The sequence below is a fragment of the Cytobacillus sp. FSL R7-0680 genome (assembly GCF_038009245.1).
Lineage (GTDB): Bacteria > Bacillota > Bacilli > Bacillales > Cytobacillaceae > Cytobacillus > Cytobacillus kochii.
In genome coordinates this window covers 2389158-2416095 of record NZ_JBBPAO010000001.1, presented here as the reverse complement: position 1 = coordinate 2416095, position 26938 = coordinate 2389158, and the positions used below count along the sequence as shown (strand labels likewise).

At 37.6% G+C, this 26938-nt stretch carries 25 protein-coding genes and 1 other annotated feature; of the genes, 16 read left to right on the top strand and 9 right to left on the bottom strand.

Translation table 11 applies throughout. The features are described from left to right. Window positions 1–123: 123 nt before the first annotated feature. The 6 genes from MKY26_RS11965 (at window position 124) to MKY26_RS11940 (ending at window position 5665) form a co-directional block, all read left to right on the top strand. Complete coding sequence (locus tag MKY26_RS11965) at window positions 124–1197, top strand: bifunctional 3-deoxy-7-phosphoheptulonate synthase/chorismate mutase (RefSeq protein WP_285840908.1); 1074 nt, start codon at window positions 124–126, stop codon at window positions 1195–1197. Window positions 1198–1547: 350 nt separating this feature from the next. Continuing rightward, window positions 1548–2546 carry a catabolite control protein A gene (ccpA, locus tag MKY26_RS11960; protein ID WP_224938773.1) on the top strand — a complete coding sequence of 333 codons (999 nt, stop codon included), beginning with the start codon at window positions 1548–1550 and terminating at the stop codon, window positions 2544–2546. A 214-nt stretch (window positions 2547–2760) separates the two neighbouring features. Then, window positions 2761–3582, top strand: a complete 822-nt coding sequence (motP, locus tag MKY26_RS11955) for a flagellar motor protein MotP (RefSeq protein ID WP_322910356.1) — start codon at window positions 2761–2763, stop codon at window positions 3580–3582. Then, window positions 3569–4315 carry a flagellar motor protein MotS gene (motS, locus tag MKY26_RS11950; RefSeq protein ID WP_322910355.1) on the top strand — a complete coding sequence of 249 codons (747 nt, stop codon included), beginning with the start codon at window positions 3569–3571 and terminating at the stop codon, window positions 4313–4315. Before motP ends, motS begins: the two co-directional genes overlap by 14 nt. Before the next feature lie 150 nt (window positions 4316–4465). Further along, the gene (locus MKY26_RS11945; protein WP_307316757.1) at window positions 4466–5110 is read left to right on the top strand and encodes a hypothetical protein; all 645 of its coding nucleotides are present in this window, start codon (window positions 4466–4468) and stop codon (window positions 5108–5110) included. A gap of 15 nt (window positions 5111–5125) precedes the next feature. Next, on the top strand, window positions 5126–5665 hold the full coding sequence (locus MKY26_RS11940; RefSeq protein ID WP_307316759.1) for a GrpB family protein: 540 nt from the start codon (window positions 5126–5128) through the stop codon (window positions 5663–5665). A 27-nt stretch (window positions 5666–5692) separates the two neighbouring features. Here the strand turns inward: MKY26_RS11940 and MKY26_RS11935 are convergent, their stop codons facing one another. Beyond that, window positions 5693–6580 (bottom strand): LysR family transcriptional regulator, encoded by an 888-nt coding sequence (locus MKY26_RS11935; protein WP_095372235.1) that lies wholly within the window; start codon window positions 6578–6580, stop codon window positions 5693–5695. Window positions 6581–6723: 143 nt separating this feature from the next. On the opposite strand from MKY26_RS11935, the gene MKY26_RS11930 reads away from it, so the two are divergent. Continuing rightward, window positions 6724–7944 carry an MFS transporter gene (locus MKY26_RS11930; RefSeq protein WP_095373627.1) on the top strand — a complete coding sequence of 407 codons (1221 nt, stop codon included), beginning with the start codon at window positions 6724–6726 and terminating at the stop codon, window positions 7942–7944. Between the two features lie 296 nt (window positions 7945–8240). On the opposite strand, the gene MKY26_RS11925 is transcribed toward MKY26_RS11930, so the two are convergent. Continuing rightward, entirely contained in the window at window positions 8241–9152 is a 912-nt protein-coding gene (locus MKY26_RS11925; RefSeq protein ID WP_307316763.1) for a LysR family transcriptional regulator, read from the bottom strand. A 118-nt stretch (window positions 9153–9270) separates the two neighbouring features. Here MKY26_RS11925 and MKY26_RS11920 point away from each other — a divergent pair, with 118 nt between their 5' ends. From MKY26_RS11920 to MKY26_RS11900, 5 genes are all read left to right on the top strand, one after another. Continuing rightward, window positions 9271–9825 carry a flavodoxin family protein gene (locus tag MKY26_RS11920; protein WP_341056871.1) on the top strand — a complete coding sequence of 185 codons (555 nt, stop codon included), beginning with the start codon at window positions 9271–9273 and terminating at the stop codon, window positions 9823–9825. Window positions 9826–9827: 2 nt separating this feature from the next. Continuing rightward, on the top strand, window positions 9828–10193 hold the full coding sequence (locus MKY26_RS11915; protein WP_095372238.1) for a cupin domain-containing protein: 366 nt from the start codon (window positions 9828–9830) through the stop codon (window positions 10191–10193). 21 nt (window positions 10194–10214) lie between these two features. After that, window positions 10215–10670, top strand: coding sequence for a DinB family protein (locus MKY26_RS11910; RefSeq protein WP_095372239.1), 456 nt, complete (start codon window positions 10215–10217; stop codon window positions 10668–10670). A 399-nt stretch (window positions 10671–11069) separates the two neighbouring features. Further along, window positions 11070–11516: a DUF6376 family protein gene (locus MKY26_RS11905; RefSeq protein ID WP_307316769.1), complete on the top strand. Its 447-nt coding sequence runs from the start codon at window positions 11070–11072 to the stop codon at window positions 11514–11516. 52 nt (window positions 11517–11568) lie between these two features. Then, window positions 11569–12219 (top strand): hypothetical protein, encoded by a 651-nt coding sequence (locus MKY26_RS11900; protein ID WP_341097611.1) that lies wholly within the window; start codon window positions 11569–11571, stop codon window positions 12217–12219. A gap of 579 nt (window positions 12220–12798) precedes the next feature. Here the strand turns inward: MKY26_RS11900 and MKY26_RS11895 are convergent. From MKY26_RS11895 to MKY26_RS11885, 3 genes are read right to left on the bottom strand one after another with little or no spacing between them, the layout of a single operon-like run. Beyond that, a complete protein-coding gene (locus tag MKY26_RS11895) occupies window positions 12799–13956 on the bottom strand; it encodes an acetoin utilization protein AcuC (RefSeq protein ID WP_180316943.1) in 1158 nt (385 codons plus the stop codon). A 5-nt stretch (window positions 13957–13961) separates the two neighbouring features. After that, window positions 13962–14603, bottom strand: a complete 642-nt coding sequence (locus MKY26_RS11890) for an acetoin utilization AcuB family protein (protein WP_307316775.1) — start codon at window positions 14601–14603, stop codon at window positions 13962–13964. A 25-nt stretch (window positions 14604–14628) separates the two neighbouring features. Then, window positions 14629–15261 (bottom strand): GNAT family N-acetyltransferase, encoded by a 633-nt coding sequence (locus MKY26_RS11885; RefSeq protein ID WP_095372243.1) that lies wholly within the window; start codon window positions 15259–15261, stop codon window positions 14629–14631. A 690-nt stretch (window positions 15262–15951) separates the two neighbouring features. On the opposite strand from MKY26_RS11885, the gene acsA reads away from it, so the two are divergent. From acsA to MKY26_RS11870, 3 genes are all read left to right on the top strand, one after another. Next, complete coding sequence (gene acsA / locus MKY26_RS11880) at window positions 15952–17670, top strand: acetate--CoA ligase (protein ID WP_095372244.1); 1719 nt, start codon at window positions 15952–15954, stop codon at window positions 17668–17670. 115 nt (window positions 17671–17785) lie between these two features. After that, complete coding sequence (locus MKY26_RS11875; RefSeq protein WP_341097604.1) at window positions 17786–18238, top strand: HIT family protein; 453 nt, start codon at window positions 17786–17788, stop codon at window positions 18236–18238. Then, on the top strand, window positions 18231–19046 hold the full coding sequence (locus tag MKY26_RS11870; protein ID WP_341097600.1) for a protein phosphatase 2C domain-containing protein: 816 nt from the start codon (window positions 18231–18233) through the stop codon (window positions 19044–19046). Before MKY26_RS11875 ends, MKY26_RS11870 begins: the two co-directional genes overlap by 8 nt. A 67-nt stretch (window positions 19047–19113) precedes the next feature. Here MKY26_RS11870 and MKY26_RS11865 read toward each other — a convergent pair whose 3' ends face one another. Continuing rightward, window positions 19114–22032 (bottom strand): transglycosylase domain-containing protein, encoded by a 2919-nt coding sequence (locus MKY26_RS11865; RefSeq protein ID WP_307316783.1) that lies wholly within the window; start codon window positions 22030–22032, stop codon window positions 19114–19116. A gap of 179 nt (window positions 22033–22211) precedes the next feature. Then, window positions 22212–22435, top strand: a binding site (T-box leader). Window positions 22436–22500: 65 nt separating this feature from the next. On the opposite strand from MKY26_RS11865, the gene tyrS reads away from it, so the two are divergent. Continuing rightward, a complete protein-coding gene (tyrS, locus tag MKY26_RS11860) occupies window positions 22501–23751 on the top strand; it encodes a tyrosine--tRNA ligase (protein ID WP_095372248.1) in 1251 nt (416 codons plus the stop codon). A gap of 45 nt (window positions 23752–23796) precedes the next feature. On the opposite strand, the gene MKY26_RS11855 is transcribed toward tyrS, so the two are convergent. Genes MKY26_RS11855 through MKY26_RS11845 form a run of 3 tightly spaced genes read right to left on the bottom strand, consistent with a single transcriptional unit; the run spans window position 23797 to window position 26932 of the window. Then, entirely contained in the window at window positions 23797–24306 is a 510-nt protein-coding gene (locus MKY26_RS11855; RefSeq protein ID WP_095372249.1) for a glycosyl-4,4'-diaponeurosporenoate acyltransferase CrtO family protein, read from the bottom strand. Next, a complete protein-coding gene (locus tag MKY26_RS11850) occupies window positions 24303–25436 on the bottom strand; it encodes a glycosyltransferase family 2 protein (RefSeq protein ID WP_341097595.1) in 1134 nt (377 codons plus the stop codon). The genes MKY26_RS11855 and MKY26_RS11850 overlap by 4 nt, the downstream gene beginning before the upstream one ends. A gap of 5 nt (window positions 25437–25441) precedes the next feature. Next, complete coding sequence (locus MKY26_RS11845; RefSeq protein ID WP_307316789.1) at window positions 25442–26932, bottom strand: phytoene desaturase family protein; 1491 nt, start codon at window positions 26930–26932, stop codon at window positions 25442–25444. Between the last annotated feature and the right edge of the window lie 6 nt (window positions 26933–26938).

Below are 26938 nucleotides of genomic sequence, written 5' to 3'. Positions count from 1 at the left end.
TGTATTATAATTATCACCAAAACAAATAAGTGATATCTGAATGAAGCAAGAAAGTATTGTACTCATCTTCGCTTTTTCGGAATTGAGCTTTAATGTAATAACAATTGAGAGGATGGGACTATTATGGGTAAAGAACTAGAGCAATTGCGTAACCGAGTGGATGAAATTAACCTTCAGTTGCTTTCTTTAATTAATGAGAGAGCAGAACTTGTACAAGAAATCGGAAGGGTAAAGGAAACACAAGGAGTCTATCGTTATGATCCTGTCCGTGAAAGAGCGATGTTGGATCTAATCAAAGAGAATAATAATGGACCTTTTGAGAACTCAACAATTGAGCATATGTTCAAGGAGATCTTTAAAGCTGGTTTAGAATTACAAAAGGATGACCATCGCAAAGCATTATTAGTATCCCGTAAGAAAAAATCTGAAAATACAATTGTTGATATAAATGGAGAGCAGATCGGTAACGGACAGCCGCATCTTGTCTTTGGGCCATGTGCAGTAGAATCATATGAGCAAGTGGCATCAGTTGCTGAAGCTGTGAAAGCTAAAGGCTTGAAGTTGTTACGTGGCGGCGCATTTAAGCCTAGAACTTCTCCTTATGATTTCCAAGGTTTGGGTGTTGAAGGCTTGAAGATCTTAAAACGTGTAGCAGATGAATATGGTTTAGCTGTTATTTCAGAAATCGTAAGCCCAAATGATATGGAAACTGCAGTGCAGTACTTAGACGTTATTCAAATTGGAGCTAGAAATATGCAGAATTTTGAATTGCTAAAAGCAGCAGGACAAATCAATAAGCCTGTACTCTTAAAGCGTGGTATGTCTGCAACGATTGAAGAATTCATTAATGCAGCTGAATACATCATGGCACAAGGAAATGGCCAAATTATTCTTTGTGAACGAGGTATAAGAACATATGAAAAAGCAACAAGAAATACGTTAGATATTACGGCTGTTCCAATTTTAAAACAAGAAACACATTTACCAGTTATGGTTGATGTCACTCATTCAACTGGAAGAAAAGATTTATTACTTCCAGCTGCAAAAGCAGCACTTGCAATTGGTGCTGATGGGGTTATGGCAGAAGTACATCCAGATCCTGCAGTGGCGTTATCTGATTCCGCTCAGCAAATGGATTTAAATCAATTTGATCAATTCATGAACGCACTTAAACTTCCTTCACAAATTCAAGTGTAATGGTATAATAAAGCTGATTTAAGGGGAATGGTAGCCGTCCCTCTTGAGTCGGCTTTTTTATATCTTTTTAAAAAAATTTGTAGTAAGCTGGTTGTGGTTTCTAATTTTTTTACAAGATTATGTGAGGAATTGAACAATAGGATAGAACTTTGGGATATCAGTTATGTAGGTTAGATTCTAACTATTTTTTGACTTTTTCATAAATATTTCAGCATGAAGTTGCGAGGGAAGAGAAAAGTATCGTATGATTATACATAATTACAATTCTTGCTGAACAAATAAGGTTTGTAGAAGAATGACATACATAAATACATTTTATTAATATAGAAAAAGTAGAAGGAGTGTGTGACATGAATATTACGATTTATGATGTAGCACGCGAAGCAAATGTTTCAATGGCTACTGTTTCAAGGGTTGTCAATGGGAATCCTAATGTCAAACCGACAACAAGAAAAAAAGTATTAGAGGTAATTGAACGTTTAGGCTATCGCCCTAATGCTGTTGCAAGGGGACTTGCTAGTAAAAAAACTACGACAGTAGGGGTGATATTACCCGATGTATCGAGTACTTTTGTCGCGGAGTTAGCTAGAGGAATCGAAGATATCGCAACGATGTATAAGTATAATATTATTTTAAGTAACTCAGATCAAAATATGGACAAGGAGTTACATCTATTAAACACGATGTTAGGAAAACAAGTGGACGGGATTGTTTTTATGGGCGGTAATATAGAGGAAGCACATGTGACGGAATTTGAGAAATCTCCTGTACCTATTGTACTTGCTGGTTCTATTGAAAAGTCGCAAACCATTCCTTCTGTTAACATCGATTATGAACAAGCAGCTTATGATGCCACGGAAGCCTTTATTCAAAAAGGTCACGAAAAAATTGCCTTGCTGATTGGCCCTTTAAGAGAACCAATCAATGCAGAGAAAAAATTAGAAGGCTATAAGAGAGCTCTTCAAGACGCGAGTATTCCGTATCATGAAGAATGGGTAATTGAAGGGGACTACACATATGACTCAGGTTTGGAAGCATTTGAACGGTTGTTAGAGTTAGATAGCAAGCCAACTGCTATATTTGCTGGTTCAGATGAAATGGCATTGGGCATCGTTCATGGGGCGCAAGATAAAGGGTATCACGTACCTCAGGATGTAGAAGTGATTAGCTCTGATAGCACAAGATTAGCTTTAATGGTGAGACCACAACTTACATCTGTTGTACAACCGTTATATGACATAGGTGCAGTTGCAATGAGATTATTGACGAAGTATATGAATAAGGAAGAAGTCACAGATCACACAGTAGTACTTCCGCACCGAATTGAACAGCGTAACTCAACAAAATAATCATCCGACCGATATGAGAAAAAGAGGGAAAGACATGTAAAGTGAGTTTACCGAGTTTACAAGGTAATTCTCACTTTTTACATGTTAAGGTAAGAAAAAATGGTCAAGTGAGAAGATAAGTGTCTTTGCAGCTAATAAGGAACAACTTGTCTTCACCTCTTGCAAGACTCGCCAATAGGCGAGTTTTCTAATTTCGTCATTAGGGAGAGAGAGAATGAGAAAGTTAGACAAGTTAACACCAGTTGGTTTAATGGTCGGTGTAATCATGATTATCTTTGGAATTGTTGCTTCCGGTGGGTGGACTGGGGTCAAGTATTTTTTTGATTTCTCTTCCATCTTTATTGTCATTGGTGGGATAGTTGCAGGTCTTTTTATATCCTTCCAAATGAAGGATTTACGAAAGACTTTTATAGTAATGAAAAAAGGCTTTTCTAAAGAAGAAAGGTCAATCGAGAGCCTGATTGAGACCTTTGTTAAGTTAGCAGACCGTGCTAGAAGAGAAGGTATATTATCTTTAGAGTTAGAAGTTGTAAATGAACCAAATCCTTTTATCCGTAAAGGTGTGTTGTTGGCGGTTGATGGAATTGAACCAGAAATGATTAGGGATATACTTGATGCCGATATTGATGCAATGGAAGAGCGCCATCGAAAAGGGAGGAATATTATTGAAAAAGCAGGGGATTATGCACCAGCTTGGGGAATGATTGGTACATTAATTGGACTAGTCCTTATGTTGAAAAATATGGATGACCCCTCAGAACTTGGTTCCGGAATGGCAATTGCTCTTTTAACGACTTTATATGGCTCTTTACTAGCAAATCTTTTTTTCAATCCTTTAGCTGCGAAACTTGAATCACAAACGGATGATGAAATTTTTTATAAACAGGTTGTGATTGAAGGAGTAATTGGTGTTCAAACGGGACAGAACCCAACGATTTTACGAGAGAAATTAAGTGTTTACTTGTCCGAAACTGAGAAAAAATCTATCGAGGGGCGACTAGAGCTAACGGAGGACTTTGAACATGAGGCGCAATAACCGCCGTTCTAAAAGAGATAGGAACAATAAAAAGGGTGCTCCCCTTTGGATGGTGACCTATTCAGATCTTGTTACGCTCGTTCTCGTTTTTTTCATCCTTCTGTTTTCGATGTCACAAGTGGATATGACGAAGTTTAAGGCTGTCTCAGATTCATTTAATAAAGTAGGGATATTCCAATCTAGCTCATCAATATTACCTGATGATGGACGTGAATCTGTGCCAGATGAAACAGAGACAGGTACACCACATTCACTTGATTCACTTGTTCAGGAAGTTGAGAGTTATCTAAAATCTAATGGGTTGGAAAATGTGATTACAGCCAATCGAAATGAAAGAGGTGTTGTGCTCATTCTGCAAGAGCAAGTATTGTTTGAAACGGGCCAAGCCGATCTTATTGAAGATTCATTTGGTTTTCTCGAAAGCTTAGGGGTCATGCTCAAAGAAATGCCTAATCTTATCCGAGTCGAGGGCCATACAGATAATCGCCCAATTGAAACGTATCGCTACCCATCGAATTGGGAATTATCTTCAGCTCGAGCAAGTAGTGTTATTCGTTATTTAGTGGATAATAATGAAATAGAACCGTCTCGTTTTACTGCAGTAGGATACGGTGAAACAAGGCCGATTGCCGCAAATAATAGCTCAGAAAATTGGGAGAAAAATCGCAGAGTAGAAGTTATTATTCTTGATCCTGAGTATAAACACAATGAAGCTATGGAATCATCTAATTGATTCTATAGCTTTTTTCATTTTTTTGGTCCCAAAAAAAGCTATGCCTACTCCTTACCATATAATATTTAACTGTTTTTTCTCAACCTATAGACTGACTTTTAAACAGCGGTCATTTTGTATAATGAAAGAAACGGTAAGGAGGAGAAACGTATGCAAATAAAAGAGCTGACAATATATGTAGGTAATTACAATGAAACGAGAAAATTTTATGAAGAAGTGATGGGTTTAAATGTATATAAAGAATCTAAACAACAGATTACATTTCAGGTCGGTACAAGTCTGTTAACCATTCAAGAGGAGATTGAACAGGCATCTTTTTATCATTTTGCTATTAATATTCCACCTAACTTACTTCAATCAGCGAAAGTTTGGTTAAGTAATAGAGTTAAATTGGCAATGGAGGAGGGGGAAGATGAGGCAGACTTTAAGGAAGCGAAAGCAAAAGCGATCTATTTCGAGGATCCATCCGGTAATATCGTTGAATTGATTGCAAGAAAAACGTCAGCAGTAGCTAGTGAATCGCATTTTCATAAGGCTCATTTTTTAAATATAAGTGAGGTAGGTATCGCTACAAACCATATAATAGAGCTTGCTCAGCAATTACAAGATAAAGGAATACCAGTGAGAAACAACGAATCAATTAAACACGAGAAATATTTAAACTTTTTCGGAGAATATGATGATGGAGTTTATATTATTGTTGCTCCTGTTGGTAGAAGGTGGATTTTCTCAAATAAATACGCTAAAGAAGCGCCAATCGTTATTCGAACAGATAGAGGGACTATTCAATCCTAGGAAATGGAGGTAATCATGAGGAAAGTAGAAGTACTTAATTATGATAGACAATGGTCTACGGCCTTTGAAGTAGAGGCACAGAAGTTAAAACGAGTCTTCAAAGATAAAATGATAGTCATTTTTCATATCGGTAGCACCTCAGTACCAGGTCTTAAAGCCAAGCCGATTATTGATATATTACCGGTTGTCAAAGATATTACAGAGGTTGATGATTACTTAATTGAAATGAATGCATTAGGGTATGAGGCAAGAGGAGAGAATGGTATAAGAGGAAGAAGATATTTTCAAAAAGGACATGATAATCGTACGCATCATCTTCATTTTTTTGCAAAAGACAGTAAGGAGATTATTAGACATCTTGCCTTTCGTGATTATTTACGGACTCATCCATTAGAAGCTGGAAAATATGGTGCCTTAAAAGAATCGTTGGCCATCAAGCACTCGACAGATATCCATGCCTATATAGAAGGAAAAAATGCTTATGTGAAAAAAGTTGAACAGAAGGCATTAGCATGGTTTGAAAGGTTCGGGAATCTTCATCAACATCGGTTTTGAATATATCTTTCTGGATGGCTTTGTATTTTACCATCCAGAAGAGATATATTGGTCTGTCACAAATTTTTTAAACGTTTTAGTAATGGGTGACATATAACGGCTTTCTAACCAGGCAATACCAATCATACGGAAACAATGTGGTCGACTAATTGGAATTTGTATAATCTTACTTTTGTTGATACCTTTCAAATCAGGTAAAACTGAAACCCCAAGCTCTGCAGCAACTAACCCTGCGACTGTATCTGCCTCATCTCCTTCAAACGTAATTTTTGGCGTGAGGCCTGCATCTAAAAAGAGCCCCTCAACGGTTTCTCTTAAAGAATAACCTTTCTTTAAATGGATGATTGGTTCATATTTTAGTTCTTCGAGTGTAATAGATTTTTTCTTTGCTAGCCGATGGTTTTTAGGTACGACAGCAAAAAGTTCTTCTTCCCATAACTTCATCCAGCCTACCTGATCATCTTTTTCATTAGGTGCAATAAAACATAAATCAATTTGCCCATTATAGAGTTGCTCTAACATGACATGTGAAGCTCCTTGACTAAGTCGGAAATGTGTCTCAGGGTAAGAATCACGGAATTGTGAAATCATATCGGGGATAATGTTGGTACTTAATGTGTGGAGAAAGCCAAGAGAAATCGTTCCAGTATGCGGTTGAATAAGGTCTTGAATTTCTTGCTTAGCTTCTACATATTCTTGAATGATTTTCTCTACTCTTCGCAAAAAAATAACCCCATAAGCATTAAGGTGAATAGCACGCCCTTGTCTTTCAAATAATGGCACGCCTAATTCATCTTCTAACCTTGCAATGGAACGACTTAATGCAGACTGAGAAATCAATAGTTTCTCTGCTGATTGTGTCATATGTTCTGTTTCCGCAAGAGTTCGAAAATAAAGCAGTTGTTGAATATCCATAGACTCACTCTTTTCCATTACATTAATGCATTATTTTTATTATTATAATGCATTATACATATCGATTCAAAGGTGGTACGATGTTTAATATTAAAGAATATGTTAGAAGAACTATTCTAAAAGAAAGAAGAGAACATGAATTGATGAACGGCATACAGCAAGGTACCAACCTTTTTAAAAAAGTGAATATCGCATTTTTTGCAGCGGGTTTTAATACTTTTGCCATACTCTATTGCATGCAACCATTACTACCGGAGTTTTCGAAGATTTTTTCTATTACCCCAGCAGAAGCAAGTCTCTCCCTCTCCCTGACAACAGTAGTTTTAGCGATTAGTATGTTATTTTTTGGGTCTATATCAGAGGTGTGGGGAAGAAAACCGATTATGGTTTATTCCATGTTCATTTCCTCATTTCTGTGTATTTTGACAGCATTTAGTCCTTCTTTTGAGATATTACTTATTTATCGTGTGCTCATTGGTGTGACACTTGCAGGCTTGCCTTCTATTGCAATGGCTTATTTATCTGAGGAAATGGATCCGAAAAGTTTAGGAAAGGCAATGGGCCTTTATATTAGTGGGAATGCCACAGGCGCTGTCTTTGGGCGTGTGTTTACTGGTGTTATTACAGATTACTTCAGCTGGCAAATTGCTATCCTTGGCGTGGGACTGATTGGCTTTATTGCCACAATGTATTTTCAACGAAGTTTACCTGATTCAAAATTCTTTAAACCGAGATTATTAAACCTTCGTTCATTATCCAATTCTTTAATTGACCATCTTAAAGATCCAATGTTGTTAGCTTTGTTTTTTATCGGTTTTTTACTATTAGGCAGCAATGTGGCATTGTTTAACTATGTTGGTTATTTATTAATGAGCGAGCCATTTTCATATAGTCATGCAACGATTGGCTGGTTATTTCTTATTTATTTAATCGGTGTAGTTAGTTCTACAATTAACGCAAAACTTGTTCGTTCTTACGGTAAAGAGAAGATGTTAGTTAGTTATTTCACCTTGGCCATAGTGGGTACAGTTTGTACGGCTATACCTCATATCATCGGCATTCTTTTAGGTTTATCTATCTTTATATTTGGCTTTTTCGGGGCACACGCCATTGCTTCAAGTTGGGTTGGCCAACGAGCAACACATGACAAAGCACAAGCCTCTTCGCTCTATTTATTTCTTTATTATTTCGGCTCTAGTGTCGGTGGTACAGTTGCTGGATTCTTTTGGTCGCGCTACGAATGGCATGGAGTCATCGGCATGGTTGTCATTTTTCTTATGATAGGATTTGCGCTTGTTGCAAGTCTACAATATATGCAAAAAAACCATGTAGTGTTGAAACAACAGTGGCATTCTTATAAATAAAAATGATTGATGATTGAGCGCTCAATCAAATATTTTTATGAGAGTAATAGGCGATAGTAAAAACCCAATCTGATCAAATCGGATTGGGTTTTTTCATATAAGGAAATGATGGACAAGAGTGGAAAAGCAGAAGTGAAAGCCGAGCGATGGTGGTGTTAGCCTTTTCATTAGTAAATTTTGTTTCCTTGCGCAAATTTAGATTGTTTGCGTTACAACTTGTTACGACATTATTTCACATAGTGGAGACGATCATTAAATAGTAACTGCCAAGCTATCGATAATAGGATTAACTCTTATTAATAAGAACTAACAGCTTTTTTTCTCTCCTCTTTAAATACGTTTCTAGTTAAATCAATAAATGCTTGTAGTGGTGGTGTCATTTGTTTGTTTTTATGCCAAGCTATTTGTGTATAGAGTTGAATGTGTTCGTTTGGCCAAATAACTTCTTTTAATTGACCGTTATGAAGCTCTTTATTGACGACCATGGCGGGAAGAAAAGCCACACCTAGTCCAGCTATTACACATTGTTTAAGGGCCTCTATACTCACAAACTCAATACTGTTATGCAAAAAGACATTTTCCCCCGCTAAAGTCTGCTCCAATAAAGTGCGATAGGCACATCCGATTTCGGTTAAGAGAAATGATTCATTTTGTAAATCTTTTAGGGTAACGCTTGATTTAATTGCATACTCTGGCGCTGCCACCATTTTTAACTCTTCAATTATTAATGTCTCTGTCAGTAAGGTCTCAGGGGTTTTTCTCACATCCATGATAAAGGCAAGGTCGAGTGTACCATCATCTATAAGTGCTCTTGCTGAATCATCAGAATGGGCAGGTTTAAACGTCAATTTTACATGAGGAAACTGTGATTTAAATAATTGTAAAACTCGTGGAAGTCGGTAAGTACATTGACTTTCTTGTGCGCCAATTGTTAAGGAGGCTGTTCTAAACTGTTTGTCACTTATTTTTTGTAGTGCCTCATCATTTAACCTTAACATTTGGTCAACATACTTCTTGTATTCTTTACCGGTAGCGGTCAAGACAAGCTTTTTTCCCAACCTTTCAAAAAGTGGGTGTTGCAGTTCTGCTTCTAATGCTTTAATTTGAGCGGTTACACTTGATTGTGCAAAATTAAGCATTTTTGCAGTTTTTGTAAAATTCAAAGTAGTGGCCGCTGTTTGAAAGGTCTTTAATTGCTTCATATCCATTTTTTCACCTTCTGCATTGATCGTATTTTTCGATTGATGATATCTATATTATCATCTGTATCTATTAATAGAAACAGATTAAACTTAATATGATAGGAAACTAGAGGAGTGAATCGTAATGAAAATAGCAGTTATATATGGTGGAACACGTAAAAGCGGGAATACTGAATGGTTGACGAAACAAGTGATAAATGGGGTGAAAGTTAAGGAATTTCATTTATCTAACTATCAAATAGATGCTATAAAGGATCATCGACATAGTGAAGGCGGTTTTCCTCTAGTGGATGATGATTATCAACAATTAATTCAAGAAATAATGACATATGAAACGTTAATATTTGCTACACCTATTTACTGGTATAGTATGTCCGGTATGATGAAGAATTTTATCGATCGTTGGTCCCAAACACTCAGGGATCCCGAAATGAAACACTTTAAGAAGTGCATGGAAAATAAACAAGCTTATGTCATAGCTGTTGGTGGAGATCAGCCAACGATCAAGGGATTACCAATGATTCAACAATTTCTGTACATCTTTGATTTTATGGGAATGAAGTTTTTAGGATATATATTGGGTGAAGGAAATAAACCGAGAGATATCGAAAAAGATACGAAGGCAATCAGTGCAGCAAAAGAAATGAATAAAGTTATTTCACAAGGAAATGAGGCATAAAAATGAACAATCAACCCATTAACATTCAAGAAAAACTAACAAAATTTCATACGTTTTGGTCTCCAAAAGTTGTTGCAGAAATGAATAATTATCAATTGAAGGTCGCTAAATTCTCAGGGGAGTTCGTGTGGCACAAGCATGATGATACAGACGAAGTATTTTTGGTAGTTAAAGGTGAATTAACGATTCGCATGAGAGAAGAAGATGTGGTATTAAAGAATGGTGATTTATTCGTTGTCCCTCAGGGAGTAGAACATTGTCCATATGCAAAAGAAGAGTGCCATGTCATATTAATTGAACCGAAAGGAGTGATTAATACAGGAGAGGTGAAATCATCATTGACGGCTGAAAATGATGTTTGGATATAAGATGCAAAAGGGGGCAAAGTGATGGAATTAAGGGAGGTATTAAACGAGCAATTAAATGCATCACATCATGAAAATGGGTGGTTTGTTAGTTTGCTGAATAGCATAACAAACTTGAGTGATGAAGAAGCAAATTGGAAACCGAACGAAGACGTTCATAGTATCCATGAAATCACGACACATCTTCTTTATTATAATGAAAGATACTTGCATCGCTTCAAAGAAGAGCCAGTTGATGAAGCTAAAGAAAATACTTTTCAGTTGGCTGAAGGGGTAACTTTTTCTCACACGAGAGAGAGGATTCATCAATTATATAATGATTGGAAAAAAAACCTAGAAGCAGCGGATGATTTAGTGATGAATAATGCCAGTGAGGCATTGAGTCATCTTTATTTGCATACGGCGTATCATACGGGTCAAATCATCTTGTTGCGCAAATTACAAGGAAAGTGGGATGCATCCCAAGGAGTGGAAGGCTAAGCTTGATTGGGCTACTGTCATCGACTTGTTCTTTCAGATGAAGGTTGCAATCAGTTGCAGGTTAAATATGGGCATGGTATAATTGGTGAAACTTAAATATACAACTACCTTTTGTCTAAAGGGGAGTAGCAGTTACAGTAAAGTCGTCAATACAGGGGCTCTCCCTCGGCTTTATTGGCAACATTCGTTGTTTGCGAGACCTTTACCAAGTTTCTTTGGTAAGGGTTTTTGTCGTGCTTTTAAAAAAGAAACACTAACTCATTTATTAAGGAGTGAAGACTAATGGCTGTGAAAAAATTACTAAAGAGACTCATTCAAAAAGAAGGCGTGAAGTTTTTGAAGAAAAAAGCAGTGCCAATCATAAAAGAACAGTTAAAGAAAAGAAAGGGTAGATAAGGGATGAAAACAAAAGTTTACCTTGCAGCTTTTGGTATGTTGTTAAGCTTGTCTGCGTGTTCGCCAATTGAAGATACAAAAAATACGTTGGCTTACGTAAATGATGTGGAAGATTATATGAATGAGATTACACAGTTTGCCAACGAATTTCCGGAACAAGCAGAGCAAGCGATAACGGATGAGAATGTTGCAGCATCACTGGAAAAAAATGTAGAGGATTTACAAAATGCCATCGATACAATTGAAAACACTGAAGCACCAGAATTAATTGATAGTCTGCATGCTGAGTTGGTGCAACAAAATGAAGCATTATCTACGCATTTAGTTAAGCTTGAGGAAGGTTTGGAGAAAGGGACATTATCTGAGGCATTCATCGAGGACCAAGAATTTATGCAAACAATTAATGACATCACATCTATTTACAATGAAATTGAGAATCTTGGAGAATAGACTCCCGTGATCCTATTAAGTTAAAACAAGCAGAGACTGGGACAAAACAGAGTTGAGCGCTTCGCAAAAGGGAATAGCAAGTCACTCAGAAGGGAAACCGGAGCTGAGCGCTTCGCAAAAGGGAATAGCAAGTCACTCAGGAACAAAACCAGAGCTGAGCGCTTCGCAAAAGGGAATAGCAAGTCACTCAGAAGAAAAACCAGAGCTGAGCGCTTCGCAAAAAGGATTAGCAAGTCACTCAGAAGGGAAACCAGAGCTGAGCGCTTCGCAAAAGGGAATAGCAAGTCACTCAGAAAGAAAACCAGAGTTGAGCGCTTGGCAAAAGGGAATAGCAAATTACTCAGGAACAAAACCAGAGTTGAGCGCTTCGCAAAAGGGAATAGCAAGTCACTCAGAAGAAAAACCAGAGCTGAGCGCTTCGCAAAAGATGTTAGCAAGTCACTCAGAAGGGAAACCAGAGCTGAGCGCTTCGCAAAAGATGTTAGCAAGTCACTCAGAAGAAAAACCAGAGCTGAGCGCTTCGCAAAAAGGATTAGCAAGTCACTCAGAAGGGAAACCAGAGCTGAGCGCTTCGCAAAAGGGAATAGCAAGTCACTCAGAAAGAAAACCAGAGTTGAGCGCTTGGCAAAAGGGAATAGCAAATTACTCAGGAACAAAACCAGAGCTGAGCGCTTCGCAAAAGGGAATAGCAAGTCACTCATAAGAAAAACCAGAGCTGAGCGCTTCGCAAAAGATGTTAGCAAGTGACTCAGAAAGAAAACCAGAGCTGAGCGCTTCGCAAAAGGGAATAGCAAGTCACTCATAAGAAAAACCAGAGCTGAGCGCTTCGCAAAAGATGTTAGCAAGTCACTCAGGAACAAAACCAGAGCTGAGCGCTTCGCAAAAAGGATTAGCAAGTTACTCAAAAGGAAAACAAGATCTGAATGCTTCGCAGGATTTTTTTCTGCCGGAAAAATAAGAATATAACAGTAAATATAAAAGAATACGAATCATAATATGTGTTTCTTACTGTCAGCGCCCAGCAAGCTGCTTACACTCTGTTACAATGTTTAGCTACTTCTTCATAAAAGAGAAGAGGTTAGGACAAAAGGTTTGCAGCAACTCAACTAAAAAGGCCGAACTATGATTAGACAAGCTCACACATCGGGAACATGCTACAATAGTTCAGCTTTCTATATTGATAATTTAGCTCATAGATCAATAGGTGATGTTAGTTATGTTTCCTAACCTTTATCATTACTTAATAACTTCTGTCCCAAAACTTTGCGCCTTACTTCATTTTTCATTCATTTTTTCCTCTTAAGGGATAAAGCGCTTTTTCCACCGTTTTAGCGTTTTTTTCAGTGATTTCATTTTTTCTTGGAATGGGATCATATATATCCGATGAATCTTCCCAAGTTTGTGGCAACTTAAATGGAGATTCCTTTTCCCACTTTTCAATCCAATCAGAAGGTAATGGTCCTGTTCCGCTTGAATTTTCAATCATTTCTAACCAAATAAGTGACCAAGCTCTCGGAACTACCCGCCAGATATCATATCCACCCCCACCAACGGCTATCCATCTTCCTTCACAATATTGATGAGCGAGTTGGTGAGCGAGCCTTGGTATTTCTTTATATATTCTCATTGTTGCCGAAAGATGTGTTAACGGATCAAAGTAATGCGCATCAGCACCATTTTGGGTGAAAATAATATCTGGTTTAAAAAACGCTGCTACTTCTTTAAAGGACGTTTCGTATGCATGTAGCCACGAATCATCCTCTGTAAAAGCGTCTAAAGGTATATTAAAAGAATAGCCATATCCATGACTATGACCTCTTTCGTTAATATTCCCTGTTCCGGGAAATAAGTATCTACCGGTTTCATGGATAGATAATGTACATACATTTGGGTCATCATAAAACGCCCATTGTACACCATCACCATGATGAGCATCCGTATCAATATAAAGGACACGGGCATTGTACTTTTCTCGTAAATATTTGATTGCCACTGAGCTGTCATTATAGATACAAAATCCAGATGCCTTACCTCTAAAGCCATGATGAAGTCCCCCGCCTAAATGAAGGGCGTGTTCTGCCTTCCCTTGCATGACATAATCAGCGGCAGTCAATGCGCCTCCAACAAGTAAGCTACTGGCCTCGTGCATTTGAGGGAAAATAGGTGTATCCTCGGTTCCAAGCCCGTAACTCTCTGCCTGCTCTTGGGGAAGCTCATCATTACCTGCTAACTTTACAGCACGAACATAACCTGGATCATGAATGAGTAATAATTCTTCTTCTGTTGCTATTCTAGGTGCAATCATTTGCGTGTCTTTTATCGCATGGATAGATTGTAGTAAATCTAAAGTTAATTTTAAGCGTTGCTGATTAAAAGGGTGCTCAGCATTAAAGCGATAGTTAAGTAATGCATCAGAATATAAAAAAACAGAACGGTCCATGATGTTCACTTCCTTGGATCTATAGGCCAGAGTACAGAATGTCCTTCCTCACGTAATTTGTCTACAAGAGAAAGCGGATTCATTGTTTGGACTCTAAGGACTATAATTTTATAATTACTATCCTCTTTATCTGGATAGACGAGGACACTAAGAATATTGGCTTTTAAATTACGAAATACGGAGGTAACCTCAAAGAGCTTACCTGTACGATTAGGCACTCTTACTTCGATTTGTGACCCTGGCTGATGGGCACCTGTTAATTCTACATAAGTATGAAGGAGGTCTGTCTGAGTCACAATGCCGACTAATTGGTTATCGTTGAGAATGGGCATACAACCGATGCGGTGCTCGTAAAGGGTCGCAGCGATATCCTCTACAAAGTCTAATGGGTGTCCAGAAATAATGTCCGTTTTCATAATTCGTTTAATTGGTTGTGAGAGGCCTTCTTTTAATTGAACTGTATCTAGTATAGAAGGCGTCGCATCCCGTATATCTCGATCTGTTACTAAGCCGATCAGGTGATTGGCTTCATCGATAATGGGCAAATGGCGGATTTTTTGATCACGCATGAGTTGGAGTGCATCAGCAATGAGGTGATTTTCTGTAAGTGTAAAGATTTCCTTCTTCATCATTTCTTCAACAATCATTTAAAATCCCCCTTTTTAAGAAAAACTAATACATAAAGCGATTCATAAATCGAAGTTTATCGAACTGTTGAATGGAATCTGTGCTTACCCGATTACCAATCCGGGCCATTAGACAATTAGCGGGATGGGAGCTGATTTCTGGATCATCGGTAGCAAACCAAACAAGTCCCCCTGCATTCATCATCTTTTCCATGATTTTGCGATACTCCCATACGTTTAAACCAGTTCCTTTTAAGTCCCAATGCCAATAATATTCGGTAGTAATAACAATATAATCTTCCATCGCATCATCCATCATCGATACGCGTAAGATACTTTTTCCAGTTCCCGTTCCTCGAAAGGCAGGAATCACTTCTATTGCCCCTAGTTCTATGAGATTATTCATTTTCCCTTCTGACCATCTTTCTAACGGATCTGGATATAAATAAGTCGCATAGCCTACGATCGTATCTCTAAATCTAGCAATAATGATTCTTCCTTCAGGTAAACCAGCAATCTCAATTAAGGCCTTCCTCTGTTGCTCTGGAGGTCTGAAAGCAACAAGATCATGATGAAAGTCATAGGTTTTTAGAACGTCGGCAGATATCGGTCCTTCAATGATTAATTCTCCGTTTGCCGTATTCAGTTTCATCGCATTATACGTTTTCAGATGCTGCAATTCATTCACCGCCTAAAACAATTAATCTTTCTATCTATTATACATAAACTACTGAAGCGCTTTCATATAAAAAACATCAATTTAATGACAATTTAAAATAATATGTAGATTATATAAAAATTTTAGTGGGAATTGAAACCTTTTTATTTTAATTGCCCTATATTTGATCAATGGAAAGGGAGGATTTAACATAATATTTACGTCAGCCTTTTTAGATTACTCCTAACAGGCAATGTAGCCGTGAAGAAAATCATAGCAATAAAAGAAGTAAGAACGTTTGTTAAAGCTATCAGCATAAAATTAAAAACCCAGAGTAGCTTCAACACCAGATAAAGTAAGGGGGAATGTAAAATCTTACTTCACAGTAGGTAAGTATAAAAAAACAGCTAGCTGATCGAACTGTTGACATTTTTGAAAAAAGTGGCTACACAAGCAAATCCTTTTTTCCTCAACTATCCTTGCCCGTTTACCTTCAGATGTACGCGCAAATCCCTTTTCCTGAGCTATCCCTGATTATAAAAAAATCGTATCAATAACACAGAAGGAATCAGCTTTTAATCGTTATCCCTTCTTAACATACAATTTAATAAGTCTTTATAGATAATTTACTGCCTTATAATTTAAAAAATTGTGAAAAAAAAGTATTTATATTATAATAGTTTAAACAAGTTTAAAGGGGGATAAATGAACATGAAATTGGAAGCGCTGCCAGCAATACAAGGTAACCATAATTTGAAAAATTATGAGGAAGCGTATAATAGTTTTGATTGGACAGAAGCGAAAAAGCAATTTTCTTGGTACGAAACAGGGAAAATGAATTTGGCGTACGAAGCAATTGACCGCCATGCTGAAAGTGATAAGAAAAACAAGGTAGCGCTCTATTATCGTGAAGGTGAGAATAAAGAGAAGTATACCTTTAAAGAGATGAAGGACTTTTCAAACCAAGCGGCTAATGTACTAAAAGCACATGGAGACGTTGAAAAAGGTGATCGCGTATTTGTTTTTATGGGACGTTCACCAGAACTTTACTTCTCAGTTCTTGGCGCAATCAAGCTAGGTGCCATAGTCGGACCACTATTTGAAGCCTTTATGGAGGGAGCAGTAACAGACCGTTTAGAGGATAGCGAAGCAAAAGTCCTTATTACGACTCCTGAACTATTAGATCGTGTACCCGCTGATAAATTACCAAACTTAAAACATATTTTTGTTGTTGGTGAGAATGTAGAAGAAAATGGAAAATTATTAGATTTCCGTAAATATATGCAAAAGGCTAGTAAAGAATTAGAAATTGAATGGGTAGAACCGACAGACGGTCTAATTTTACATTATACTTCTGGTTCCACTGGTAAACCAAAAGGTGTGCTGCACGTTCACAATGCGATGATTCAACATTATCAAACGGCGAAATGGGTATTGGACTTAAAAGAAGATGATGTTTATTGGTGCACGGCTGACCCAGGTTGGGTAACAGGAACTTCTTATGGTATTTTCGGACCTTGGTTGACAGGAACATCAAACCTTATTGTCGGAGGCAGATTTAGCCCAGAAACATGGTATCAGGCGATTGAAGATTATGGTGTTACGGTTTGGTATAGTGCACCAACAGCTTTTCGTATGTTAATGGGCGCTGGGGATGAAGTAGTGAAGAAATTCAACTTAAGCACTCTACGACATGTGTTAAGTGTAGGTGAACCATTGAATCCTGAAGTGGTGAGATGGGGAGTGAAAGTATTCAATAAGCGTATTCATGATACGTGGTGGATGACTGAAACGGGTGCTCAACTCATTTGTAACTACCCAAGCCTAGAAATTAAACCTGGCTCCATGGGTAAACCAATTCCAGGGGTAAAAGCAGCCATTGTCGATGACCAAGGGAATGAACTACCACCAAATCGCATGGGTAATCTGGCCATAAAAAAAGGGTGGCCATCTATGATGCATACCATTTGGAATAATAAAGAGAAATATGATTCTTACTTTATGCCAGGTGACTGGTATGTTTCAGGTGATTCCGCTTATATGGATGAAGATGGATATTTTTGGTTCCAAGGGAGAGTCGATGATGTAATTATGACGTCCGGCGAACGGGTAGGACCATTTGAGGTAGAAAGTAAGCTCATCGAACATCCAGCTGTTGCTGAAGCTGGTGTCATAGGAAAACCGGACCCGGTTCGTGGCGAGATTATAAAAGCCTTTATTGCGCTAATCGATGGTTATGAAGCAACAGATGAACTGAAAGAAGATATTCGTCAATTCGTTAAAAAGGGGTTAGCTGCACACGCTGCACCTCGTGAAATCGAATTCCGCGACAAACTGCCAAAAACACGTAGTGGTAAAATCATGCGCCGTGTATTAAAGGCTTGGGAATTAGATTTACCTACGGGCGACTTATCTACAATGGAAGACTGAGCAAAGAGGTGAGTTGCGAGTCAATGATTGAGGTATTCCTCTCTAATTGACTCGCTTTTTTAATGTTTTTTCAAGTATAGAGAGTGTTGTTTAGAAAAAAGGGGGGGAAGTAGCTATGAGTGAATGTTTTATATGTAATAAACATGCTGGAAAAATTGCAACTGCTGGAGTCATAATTTATGAAGATGAGTATATCTATGTGGGGCATATTGATAGAAATGGAAAGCCTAACTACTTAGGTCATATTATGATTGATTTAAAAAGACACGTACCAACACTCGCTGAAATGACAGGAGAAGAAGCTAGGGCATTCGGGGTTATAATGGCTAGAGTTAGTAAAGCACTAAAATATTCAGAAAGCGCTGAACATATCTACTCGCTTGTTTCGGGGAATTTTGTTCCACATCTTCATATGCATTTAATCGCTCGTTATCCGAATACGCCAGAAGAATATTGGGGTCCGCTGGAAGTTTACAATTGGGATGAGGCTCCAATGGGCGAAAACAAAGAAGTAGTGGAACTTTGTAATCGTCTGAAAACATATTTAGAGAATAATCCTCATGAATAACCACATGAAAGAATTTAGTTGGGTGGGAAGTAAAGAAGACTTTGTAGATAGACAAAATATTACCTATGTAAACCATATAATAGTAGGCCGATATGGAGGAAATTCGAATGCAGGTCAATATAAGAATGAAGATGGATGCTTAGTATGGCTTAACGAAAAGGAAGATTGGGAGTTCGTTATTGTTTTAGATGCACATAACACAGCCGAAAGTGCTGAAAAAGTGTTAGGATTGTTTGAGGATGGAAAGGCTCAAATAAAACCTTTATTGTCTATGACTGCATCTCAGAAAACTTTTAAGATGTTAGAAGAAAACATAATAAGTATGTTTCAATCTAAGAAATTTTTATCTATCTGCCAAAAGACACAGGGAGAAACAGCTTGTTTGATTGTCGTTAGGAAAGATAAATATATTTGGTGGTTTTCGGTTGGGGACTGTGTTCTTTATTTATTTCATCCAGAACTTTCCTCATTAGGACAATACCAATTAAACCAAAGGCAATTCTATGAGTGGATAGGACAAGTCAATACTTTTGAACAAGAAGTACCTTGCTACAGTGTTGGTATCAGAGAGTTAAGACAAGGAGAAAATCACCTCTTGCTGACCACAGATGGTTTATTAGAATGTCCGAATGAACCCTATTCAAACCCTCAAAACATTTATCATGCTTTCGCCAGTTCGAAGGAAGAAGAAAGCATGAAAACATTGTTTCGATGTATCGAAGAAAATAATGTAAGAGATAACACGACAATTATTTCTTGGAAAACATCTATTTTAAAGAAAGTTACTTTACCAAGTGATCAAACGTAAAAATATAAAGATAAATAAAAAAGAGGTGCGAATGGCACCTCTTTAAATCTCTAAATTTCTCATTGTTCTATTCTTCATCACTCGTATCCGGTTGATCTTCTTCCGCAGGAGGATTTTCTGTTTCACCTTGAGGCTTTTCCTCTTCCGGTTTTTCTTCTGGTTTGCTATCCGTTTCTGTTTCCTTATCTGTTTGTTCCTCTTTAGGCTCGTTTTCTTTTACTTTGTCCTCTTGTTTTGGCTTCTCTTCTTCCTTCACTTTGCCAACTTGGACTTTGCTTGAAGGTGAAGATTCATTACCGGCAATATCAACTGCTGTAACATGGTACTCACCATTGCCACCTTTATAGCCTAAGGAGTCACCGGCTTTTATACTGGCTACTTTTTTACCGTCTTTATATACACGATAACCAATGACGTCATTTTCAGGATGTTGCCCCCAAGTGATGGAGTTACCTGATGCTTTAGCATTTGGTGCAGCTGGCTTTTTGCCATTTTCACTCATTTTATCGGCTGCAACGAGTACTTTAGCCCATTTATCCCTTTTCGGCAATAAATCACTTGGGTTCGCTCTAATGCCAAATAGTTTTTCAATATAATCGGCATCTATGACCATACCAGGCTCAGAAAATTCCGCTGGTGTGGATTCAAGTGCCAAATACTTTTTATCCCCTATATAGACAATTCTACCTGTTCCAAGACTATCATCTGATTTAGACGGAACATATTTTGCATTAAAGATGTCAGTATCAACAAGTCCTGCTTCAGAGCAAGCTTGAGAAGGGATTAAACCACTAATTGCACAGAATGAGCGACTGACTATACCATCAGGTCGTTTAAAGGTTTTATCTGGCTTCATGAGTTCAGGATTTACATCATAAGCAGCGTTCATCAAATCAGCCCATAAGTAATTATTACGTGCGCTATAAGATAAACTACCACTTGCTTTTAGAGACTTAGGCGTATCGTAGCCACTCCATAGACCAGCGGTTACATTTGGGTTAGACGCGACGAACCATGCATCTTCAAAGTTATTACCTGTCCCTGTTTTTCCTGCCCAATCGGCACTAAATTTTAAACGGTTTTTAACAGCAGTGGCTGTCCCACTATTAATAACCCCACGCATCACATCTATTGTTAAGTAAGCTGTTTGCGGAGTAAAGACTTCTACTTCCTTCGTTTCATGCTCGTAGATGACATTGCCTTCTTTATCAGTAATCTTATCAATCATATAAGCATCTACGAATTTACCGTTATTAGCAAATGTAGTAAATGCATTCGTATTTTCCTCAACGGAAACACCATTTGTTAATGAACCTAATGCAGCTGATCTATTCGTTTTATCTTCTGCGGTTAATGTGGTTATACCCATCTTTTCAAGATATTGTGCCGGATTTTGGCTCAAAATATCGGTATAAAGTTTAACCGCTGGGACGTTATAAGATTGTTCAACGGCATACCTTGCTGAAACTAAACCATGGTAGGTAAAAGAATAGTTTTTTGGCCAATAGTCACTTGAACCTGGATTTAAGCGCAGTGGCACATCGGGAAGAATACTTCCTGGTTGTGCTGCACCAAGTTCGAATGCAGGACCATAAACAAGTAATGGTTTCATGGTTGAGCCGTTTGGTCTTAACGTATCGGTTGCATGGTTAAGGTCTTCATTTAAGGATACACCCTTGCCACGACCACCAACAAAGCTCAGAATTTTCCCTGTACTGTTTTCAATAAGTTGTCCACCAACCTCCACTGGTTCCATTACTTCTTTTTCTTCACCATCGATTACATAGGTTGCACTTTTGGCTGGGCCGTAGTTAGGATAATCTTTAACAACTTTTTGCCAAGCTTCATAAATATCTTTATCAATAGTTGAGTGAACATGATAACCATTCTGTCTTAATGCTCGATCAGCTAAAATAAGATATTCGTTTTTAAGGTCACCAGTTAAATCAGCTTCTTCATAGCCATCTTGTTCTGCTAAGATGGATGCCAAAAGCTCCTTGGCGCGGTCTTGAATTTCATAAGTTAAATAAGGGTATTTTTCAATTGCATCATCATTTTTCGGTTTTCTAAAGTCAGCAACAATATCATACTCACTAGCTTCTTTATATTCTTTTTCAGTAATTCTTTCATCATCGTACATTCTCTTAAGTACGACTTTCATACGATCAATGCCTGGTTGTAGAGACTCTTCATCCTTTAAGCCACCACCTTGTTGGAATGGTGTATAACCAAAAGGTGACTGAGGCATACCAGCAATGAAAGCTGCTTGCGGTATAGACACATCTTTAGCATCAACACCAAATAAACCTTGGGCAGCAGCCTGAACGCCAGCGATATTTCTACCTTCCGCATTGCGGCCAAAAGTAGAGACATTTAAATAAGCTTCAAGAATCTCCTCTTTATCGAAATAATTCTCTAACCTTAATGCGAGTAAGATTTCTTTTGCTTTTCGATCAAAAGAAACTTCGTTTGTTAAGATCTGGTTTTTTATCAGTTGCTGAGTTAATGTACTTCCTCCAGATTGAGTAGAGGCGTTAGTTACTTCTTGAAACAGTGCACGTAGGATAGCTTTTGGCACTACACCTTCGTGCTCATAAAAGTACTCATCCTCTGTGGCAATAACAGCATCTCTCAAATATGGTGAAACATTTTCTAGCTTCACTTCTTCTCTTTCAAGGTCCGTTCTTACATTTCCTAAATATACATCACCAGCGAAATATAATTTTGAGGTTTCCTCATAATTATAGATATCTTTTTGCATATTTTCATAAGAACGAAGGGGTTCATCTTTAACAAGAGAAGCAAAATAGCCAATACCTGTGGCACCTGCAAATGCCCCACCTAAGATAACGGTAATTGCAAGTATTAATAATAAGTTCCATATAACTTGATATGTAATACGTGCGCCTTTTTTGGTTTTATTATGAGTTAAAAAACCGAACGCGGCTTTTGCTTTTTCTTTTATCTTGCTGAAGGTCTCATTCATTCGTTCATCCCTCCTAAAATCAAATACATTATAGCATAACCTAACAGGTAATATGACAAGGTTCGTCATAAAGTACAAAATTCATATTTTTCCTATTGGGATGAAAAAAAGTTAAAAAAACGTCATATTGACATTGGTTATTCTTTTATGATAAAAATGCATTATTACGATTCAATTTAATATTAGCGTTGATGGGTCATAAGTAGTCATTCTATCCCTGTTTTCAGAAAGTCGACGGTTTGCTGTGAGTCGATACAAATAGAAGTGCGAAATACCTCCCGGAGCTTTTACTGCGAATGAATATATCTAGTAGTAGTAAACGGTATTTCCGTTATCAGTGAAGAGTGGAGAATAATAGTGTTCTCAAACTGGGTGGTACCGCGCAAAGAAATGCGTCCCTGCAATGAGCAGGGGCGTATTTTTTTTGGATAAAAATTTATCTTTTATGAAATAAAGGAGGAAAAGTGGATGAATTTATTAGAAGATTTACAGTGGAGAGGCATTATTTATCAACAAACAGATGAAGAGGGGATGAAGGATCTTTTAGAAAAAGAAAAGATTTCCTTATATTGTGGGATGGATCCGACTGGTGATAGTATGCATATTGGTCATTTATTACCCTTCTTAACATTGAGAAGGTTTCAAAATGCTGGGCATCGTCCGATTGTGTTAGTAGGGGGGGCAACTGGGTTAATTGGTGATCCAAAGGCGACAGAAGAAAGAACACTACAAACGATTGAGAAAGTACAAGAAAATGTTGCTTCTTTATCACAGCAATTAGAACGTATTTTTGATTTTGAAGGAGATAATGGAGCGACATTAGTCAATAATTACGACTGGACATCGAGTATGAATATTGTCACTTTCCTCAGGGATTACGGTAAACATATTGGGGTTAACTATATGTTAGCTAAAGATACGATTGCTAAAAGATTAGAATCAGGTATTTCTTTTACGGAATTCACTTATACGATTTTACAAGGGATGGACTTTAAGCATCTTTATGAAAATCATCAATGTAAAATTCAAATTGGCGGCAGTGATCAGTGGGGTAATATTACAACTGGGCTTGAGCTTATCCGTAAAATGGTTGGAGAAGGTGCAAAAGCATACGGTATGACCATTCCGCTTGTGACAAAAGCTGACGGTACGAAGTTTGGAAAAACAGAAGGTGGAGCCATTTGGTTAGATGCCGAAAAAACATCACCTTATGAGTTTTATCAGTTCTGGATTAATACAGCAGATGCAGATGTCATTAAATACTTGAAATACTTCACATTCCTATCACGTGAAGACATCGAAGCTTTGGAAGTAGCTGTCCAAGAAGAGCCTCATTTACGTAAAGCACAAAAGGCATTAGCAGAAGAAATGACGAGACAAATACATGGTGAAGCAGCATTGAACCAAGCGCTGAAAATTACTGAAGCCTTATTCAGTGGACAAATTAAAGAGTTAACCGCTGCGGAAGTAAAGGAAGGGTTTAAGGATGTTCCTTCTTATCAACATACTGGAGAGGGCAATATTGTTGACTTACTTGTAGAGGCTAAAATTTCGCCTTCTAAAAGACAAGCGAGAGAAGACGTAACGAACGGTGCAATCTACATTAACGGTGATCGTATGCAACAGGTTGATTATCAGTTGAGTGAGCAAGATAAAATAGAGGGTCAATTTACAGTTATTCGTCGCGGGAAGAAGAAATATACATTAATTCAATATTAAAATGAAGTAGCCTATTTCTAAAAATTAGAGATAGGCTACTTATCTTTAGTAAACAGTTTTTCTGCATTTTTTTAATGCTATTAAGCGTATTAAGCGTGGCCGATTATAGCGTTGTACGATAATAATAGGTAAATTAAATATTAATGCATAGGCAATCATTACCCAACCTGCCCAAATGGGGTTCCAAATGAAAAATAAACATGCAGGTGGTATGGATAGCCAGTGGGTGAGCTCTGCTCTTCTAGATTCATATAAGAAAACTTCAAGGTCTGACAGAGAAACACCCTGTAAGTTTTGTTTTTCGTATCCTTTAGAAATAATATGCTTACCATCTGGAATTTTATGTTTCCACTGTCTTACCTTAACCAGCCATTGCCAAAGCTCTCCGTTTTTCTCCCATTTTTTTGATTGATAAAGATGAGAATCATTTTTAAACCAACGGAGTGGTAGAGAAGCTAGTAAAAGAGATAAACTGATGTGAATGAAACCCCATGCAAGAATATTAACTGTCAAAAGAGCGAGTGGTGTAAGGGTGAAAATCGGAAAAATATTCATACTTTTACCTTCCTACCACGCCAGTTCACCCTTTTTTTAATTCGCGTTAAATAAAGAGAATATACAAATGTTAGTGTAAAGAAACAAAATAAAAATGGATAAAGGACAATACTCGCTATATGAAAACGACCGATTTTTTGAGACTGCAAAATAAGATGATAGATGTAAAGAAGATAAAATCCTAATGAAATAAGTAATAAGCTAAGACTGCTTTGCCATAGTGACAATAAGATGAATGCAACGGAAGAAAAGGCACCGGCAATCCATAAACTTATTAGTATGGTAATAAAAGAATGAGTAGCCTTTGAAGCTGTAGCAAAGCTTTTAGTCCAACCTTCAATCAAACCTTTGATCCCCTCTGGGTACATACGAAAGCTGATAAGGTCTTTACCGCTAATACAATGGACTGGGAATCCCTCTTTACTAAAAATTCCTCCTAACACAAGATCATCCATAATCGCTTCCCCGACTTTTTGATGCCCGCCTGTCTGTAGATATTCATGTGTATTACATAAGATACACGGACCGAATGCACCTGCAGGTGGTATTTTTTGACGAAAAATGGTAAAGACATTCATGCCTGCAAAAACAATCATATTAAATAGTAAGGATAAGTTTTCATAGGATTTTTTAATACGATGAAAAGGCTGTACAGAGAGAATACCGGTTTTTCCGTATCGTTCATATGTTTGCATTAAATTCTGCAAGCTATCAGGATGTTCAAAGAATGTATCAGCATCAAGGAATAATAAGAAATCACCATTCGCTTCGTTCGCGCCAAGCCAGCAGGCCGCTGACTTTCCTGTCCAATTTTCTCTTAATGTGTTGGTATTTAAAACCTTTGCACCGTAATGCATAGCAATAGAAGCTGTGCTATCTACCGAACCATCATCGATGACAATAATTTCTCTTGGCTGCATAATTTGTTGCTGTAATGAAGTGAGTAAGTTCGGCAATCGTTTCGCTTCATTTCGTGCGGGTATAATGATAGATACCTGTTCTATAAGTGGTGAAACCAGTTTTGTACTTTTTTTTTCAGCAGTGGGAATTTCCCATAACATTAGCTTCCCAGAAAGGAGGCCAAATATAATGAACAAGACAAGTACGGTGAGAATACCGGTCAGAACCATGAATGTTACGCCCTTTCTTTTTCAGCAGTCATTATTTTATCACGCACTTGCATACCGCTAAGTGTGACCATCGGCATACCGCCACCTGGGTTTACGGTTCCGCCTGTGAAAAATAAATTCTTATACTTTTCACTTTGTTTAGGGTGTTTAAAGCCTTTGTTTTTGCTCTTATCAGAAACGGTTCCATAGATAGAACCACGATGAGAGTTGTATTTTTCTTTGATATCTTCAGGCGTCCAAAAATCCTCTGTAACAATGGATTGGCGTAAATTAGTCAATCCCATTTCTTCTAATTTAATGAGTACAGTCGTCCTTAAGTGCAAATAATCCTCTTTTGTGAAGGGCTGATCTTGGATATACGGGATATGTGGCAGCACTTTAAGATTTTCATGGCCAACTGGAGCCTGACTTGGGTCTGTTTTATTGACATTGACTAAATAGATCGTTGGATCATCTGGTAGTTGTTTTTTATGAAATATTTTATTCATCTGCGTCTTTAAATCTCTTGAGAAAAAGAAATTATGATGACGTAATTGTGGGTATTGATTTTTAACACCAAGATGAATCACTAAACCTGAGCTAGAGGGCTCAAACTTTTTTTCAAGTTTATTAATGTAGCCTATGTTTTCATTCAATAAAAATTGATAGGTTGGAATGACTTCCATATTGGAAATATAATAATCAGCCTTTAGGGTGGTACCATCTGCTAGAATGGCTTCTGTGACTTTATTTTTGCTAGTAGATAATTTTGTTACCTCTTGACCGTGGTAAATATGAACACCAATTTCTTGAGCAAGTTTTGTTAAACCTTCTGCAATTTTGTGCATACCACCAGGCACATACCATACCCCTTGCTTATGCTGCATATAAATCATCATATTAAGTATAGCTGGTGCATCATAAGGTGAAGAGCCAACATATTTGATAAAATAAGAGAGCATTCTCTTGAGATGATGATGACTAATATGATGCTCGATGGCATCATACATTGTGGAAAATAAATCAAACCCTCTAAGTGAGCGGATGATTCCGTGATGTTTGATTACTTCTAATGTTGAATCAAGCCCATGCTTATAGTAACCTTCATTAGTCATTTCATATAACCCTTTACAATAATGAAGGAACTGCTCATATTCTTCTATATCCTTGGATGTTAAATCATCATTTTCAGTGAGCATTTGTTCTAAATTTGAGAAGAGATCAAGCATTTTTCCATCTGGAAAGAAAGCACGCCATTGGTGTGCTACTTCCTTTATTGGAATATATTCAGACATCTGTTTGCCACTGCCGTTAAACAATCTTTCAAAAATATGCGGCATGGTTAAAATACTTGGTCCAAGATCAAAACCAAACCCATCTTGCTCAAGCCTATTTAATTTTCCACCGAGGTGAGCATTTTTTTCATATAATGAAACTTGAAAACCGCTCTGTGCTAAGGAAATACTAGTGGACAGTCCGCCGAGTCCACCGCCGATGACAATGGCTGTTCGCTTCATTAATTA

Coding starts and splice junctions, on each gene's coding strand:
- MKY26_RS11965 (WP_285840908.1), top strand. CDS start 124: ATGGGTAAAGAACTAGAGCAATTGCGTAACCGAGTGGATGAAATTAAC.
- ccpA (WP_224938773.1), top strand. CDS start 1,548: ATGAATATTACGATTTATGATGTAGCACGCGAAGCAAATGTTTCAATG.
- motP (WP_322910356.1), top strand. CDS start 2,761: ATGAGAAAGTTAGACAAGTTAACACCAGTTGGTTTAATGGTCGGTGTA.
- motS (WP_322910355.1), top strand. CDS start 3,569: ATGAGGCGCAATAACCGCCGTTCTAAAAGAGATAGGAACAATAAAAAG.
- MKY26_RS11945 (WP_307316757.1), top strand. CDS start 4,466: ATGCAAATAAAAGAGCTGACAATATATGTAGGTAATTACAATGAAACG.
- MKY26_RS11940 (WP_307316759.1), top strand. CDS start 5,126: ATGAGGAAAGTAGAAGTACTTAATTATGATAGACAATGGTCTACGGCC.
- MKY26_RS11935 (WP_095372235.1), bottom strand. CDS start 6,580: ATGGATATTCAACAACTGCTTTATTTTCGAACTCTTGCGGAAACAGAA.
- MKY26_RS11930 (WP_095373627.1), top strand. CDS start 6,724: ATGAACGGCATACAGCAAGGTACCAACCTTTTTAAAAAAGTGAATATC.
- MKY26_RS11925 (WP_307316763.1), bottom strand. CDS start 9,152: ATGGATATGAAGCAATTAAAGACCTTTCAAACAGCGGCCACTACTTTG.
- MKY26_RS11920 (WP_341056871.1), top strand. CDS start 9,271: ATGAAAATAGCAGTTATATATGGTGGAACACGTAAAAGCGGGAATACT.
- MKY26_RS11915 (WP_095372238.1), top strand. CDS start 9,828: ATGAACAATCAACCCATTAACATTCAAGAAAAACTAACAAAATTTCAT.
- MKY26_RS11910 (WP_095372239.1), top strand. CDS start 10,215: ATGGAATTAAGGGAGGTATTAAACGAGCAATTAAATGCATCACATCAT.
- MKY26_RS11905 (WP_307316769.1), top strand. CDS start 11,070: ATGAAAACAAAAGTTTACCTTGCAGCTTTTGGTATGTTGTTAAGCTTG.
- MKY26_RS11895 (WP_180316943.1), bottom strand. CDS start 13,956: ATGGACCGTTCTGTTTTTTTATATTCTGATGCATTACTTAACTATCGC.
- MKY26_RS11890 (WP_307316775.1), bottom strand. CDS start 14,603: ATGATTGTTGAAGAAATGATGAAGAAGGAAATCTTTACACTTACAGAA.
- acsA (WP_095372244.1), top strand. CDS start 15,952: ATGAAATTGGAAGCGCTGCCAGCAATACAAGGTAACCATAATTTGAAA.
- MKY26_RS11875 (WP_341097604.1), top strand. CDS start 17,786: ATGAGTGAATGTTTTATATGTAATAAACATGCTGGAAAAATTGCAACT.
- MKY26_RS11870 (WP_341097600.1), top strand. CDS start 18,231: ATGAATAACCACATGAAAGAATTTAGTTGGGTGGGAAGTAAAGAAGAC.
- MKY26_RS11865 (WP_307316783.1), bottom strand. CDS start 22,032: ATGAATGAGACCTTCAGCAAGATAAAAGAAAAAGCAAAAGCCGCGTTC.
- tyrS (WP_095372248.1), top strand. CDS start 22,501: ATGAATTTATTAGAAGATTTACAGTGGAGAGGCATTATTTATCAACAA.
- MKY26_RS11855 (WP_095372249.1), bottom strand. CDS start 24,306: ATGAATATTTTTCCGATTTTCACCCTTACACCACTCGCTCTTTTGACA.
- MKY26_RS11850 (WP_341097595.1), bottom strand. CDS start 25,436: ATGGTTCTGACCGGTATTCTCACCGTACTTGTCTTGTTCATTATATTT.
- MKY26_RS11845 (WP_307316789.1), bottom strand. CDS start 26,932: ATGAAGCGAACAGCCATTGTCATCGGCGGTGGACTCGGCGGACTGTCC.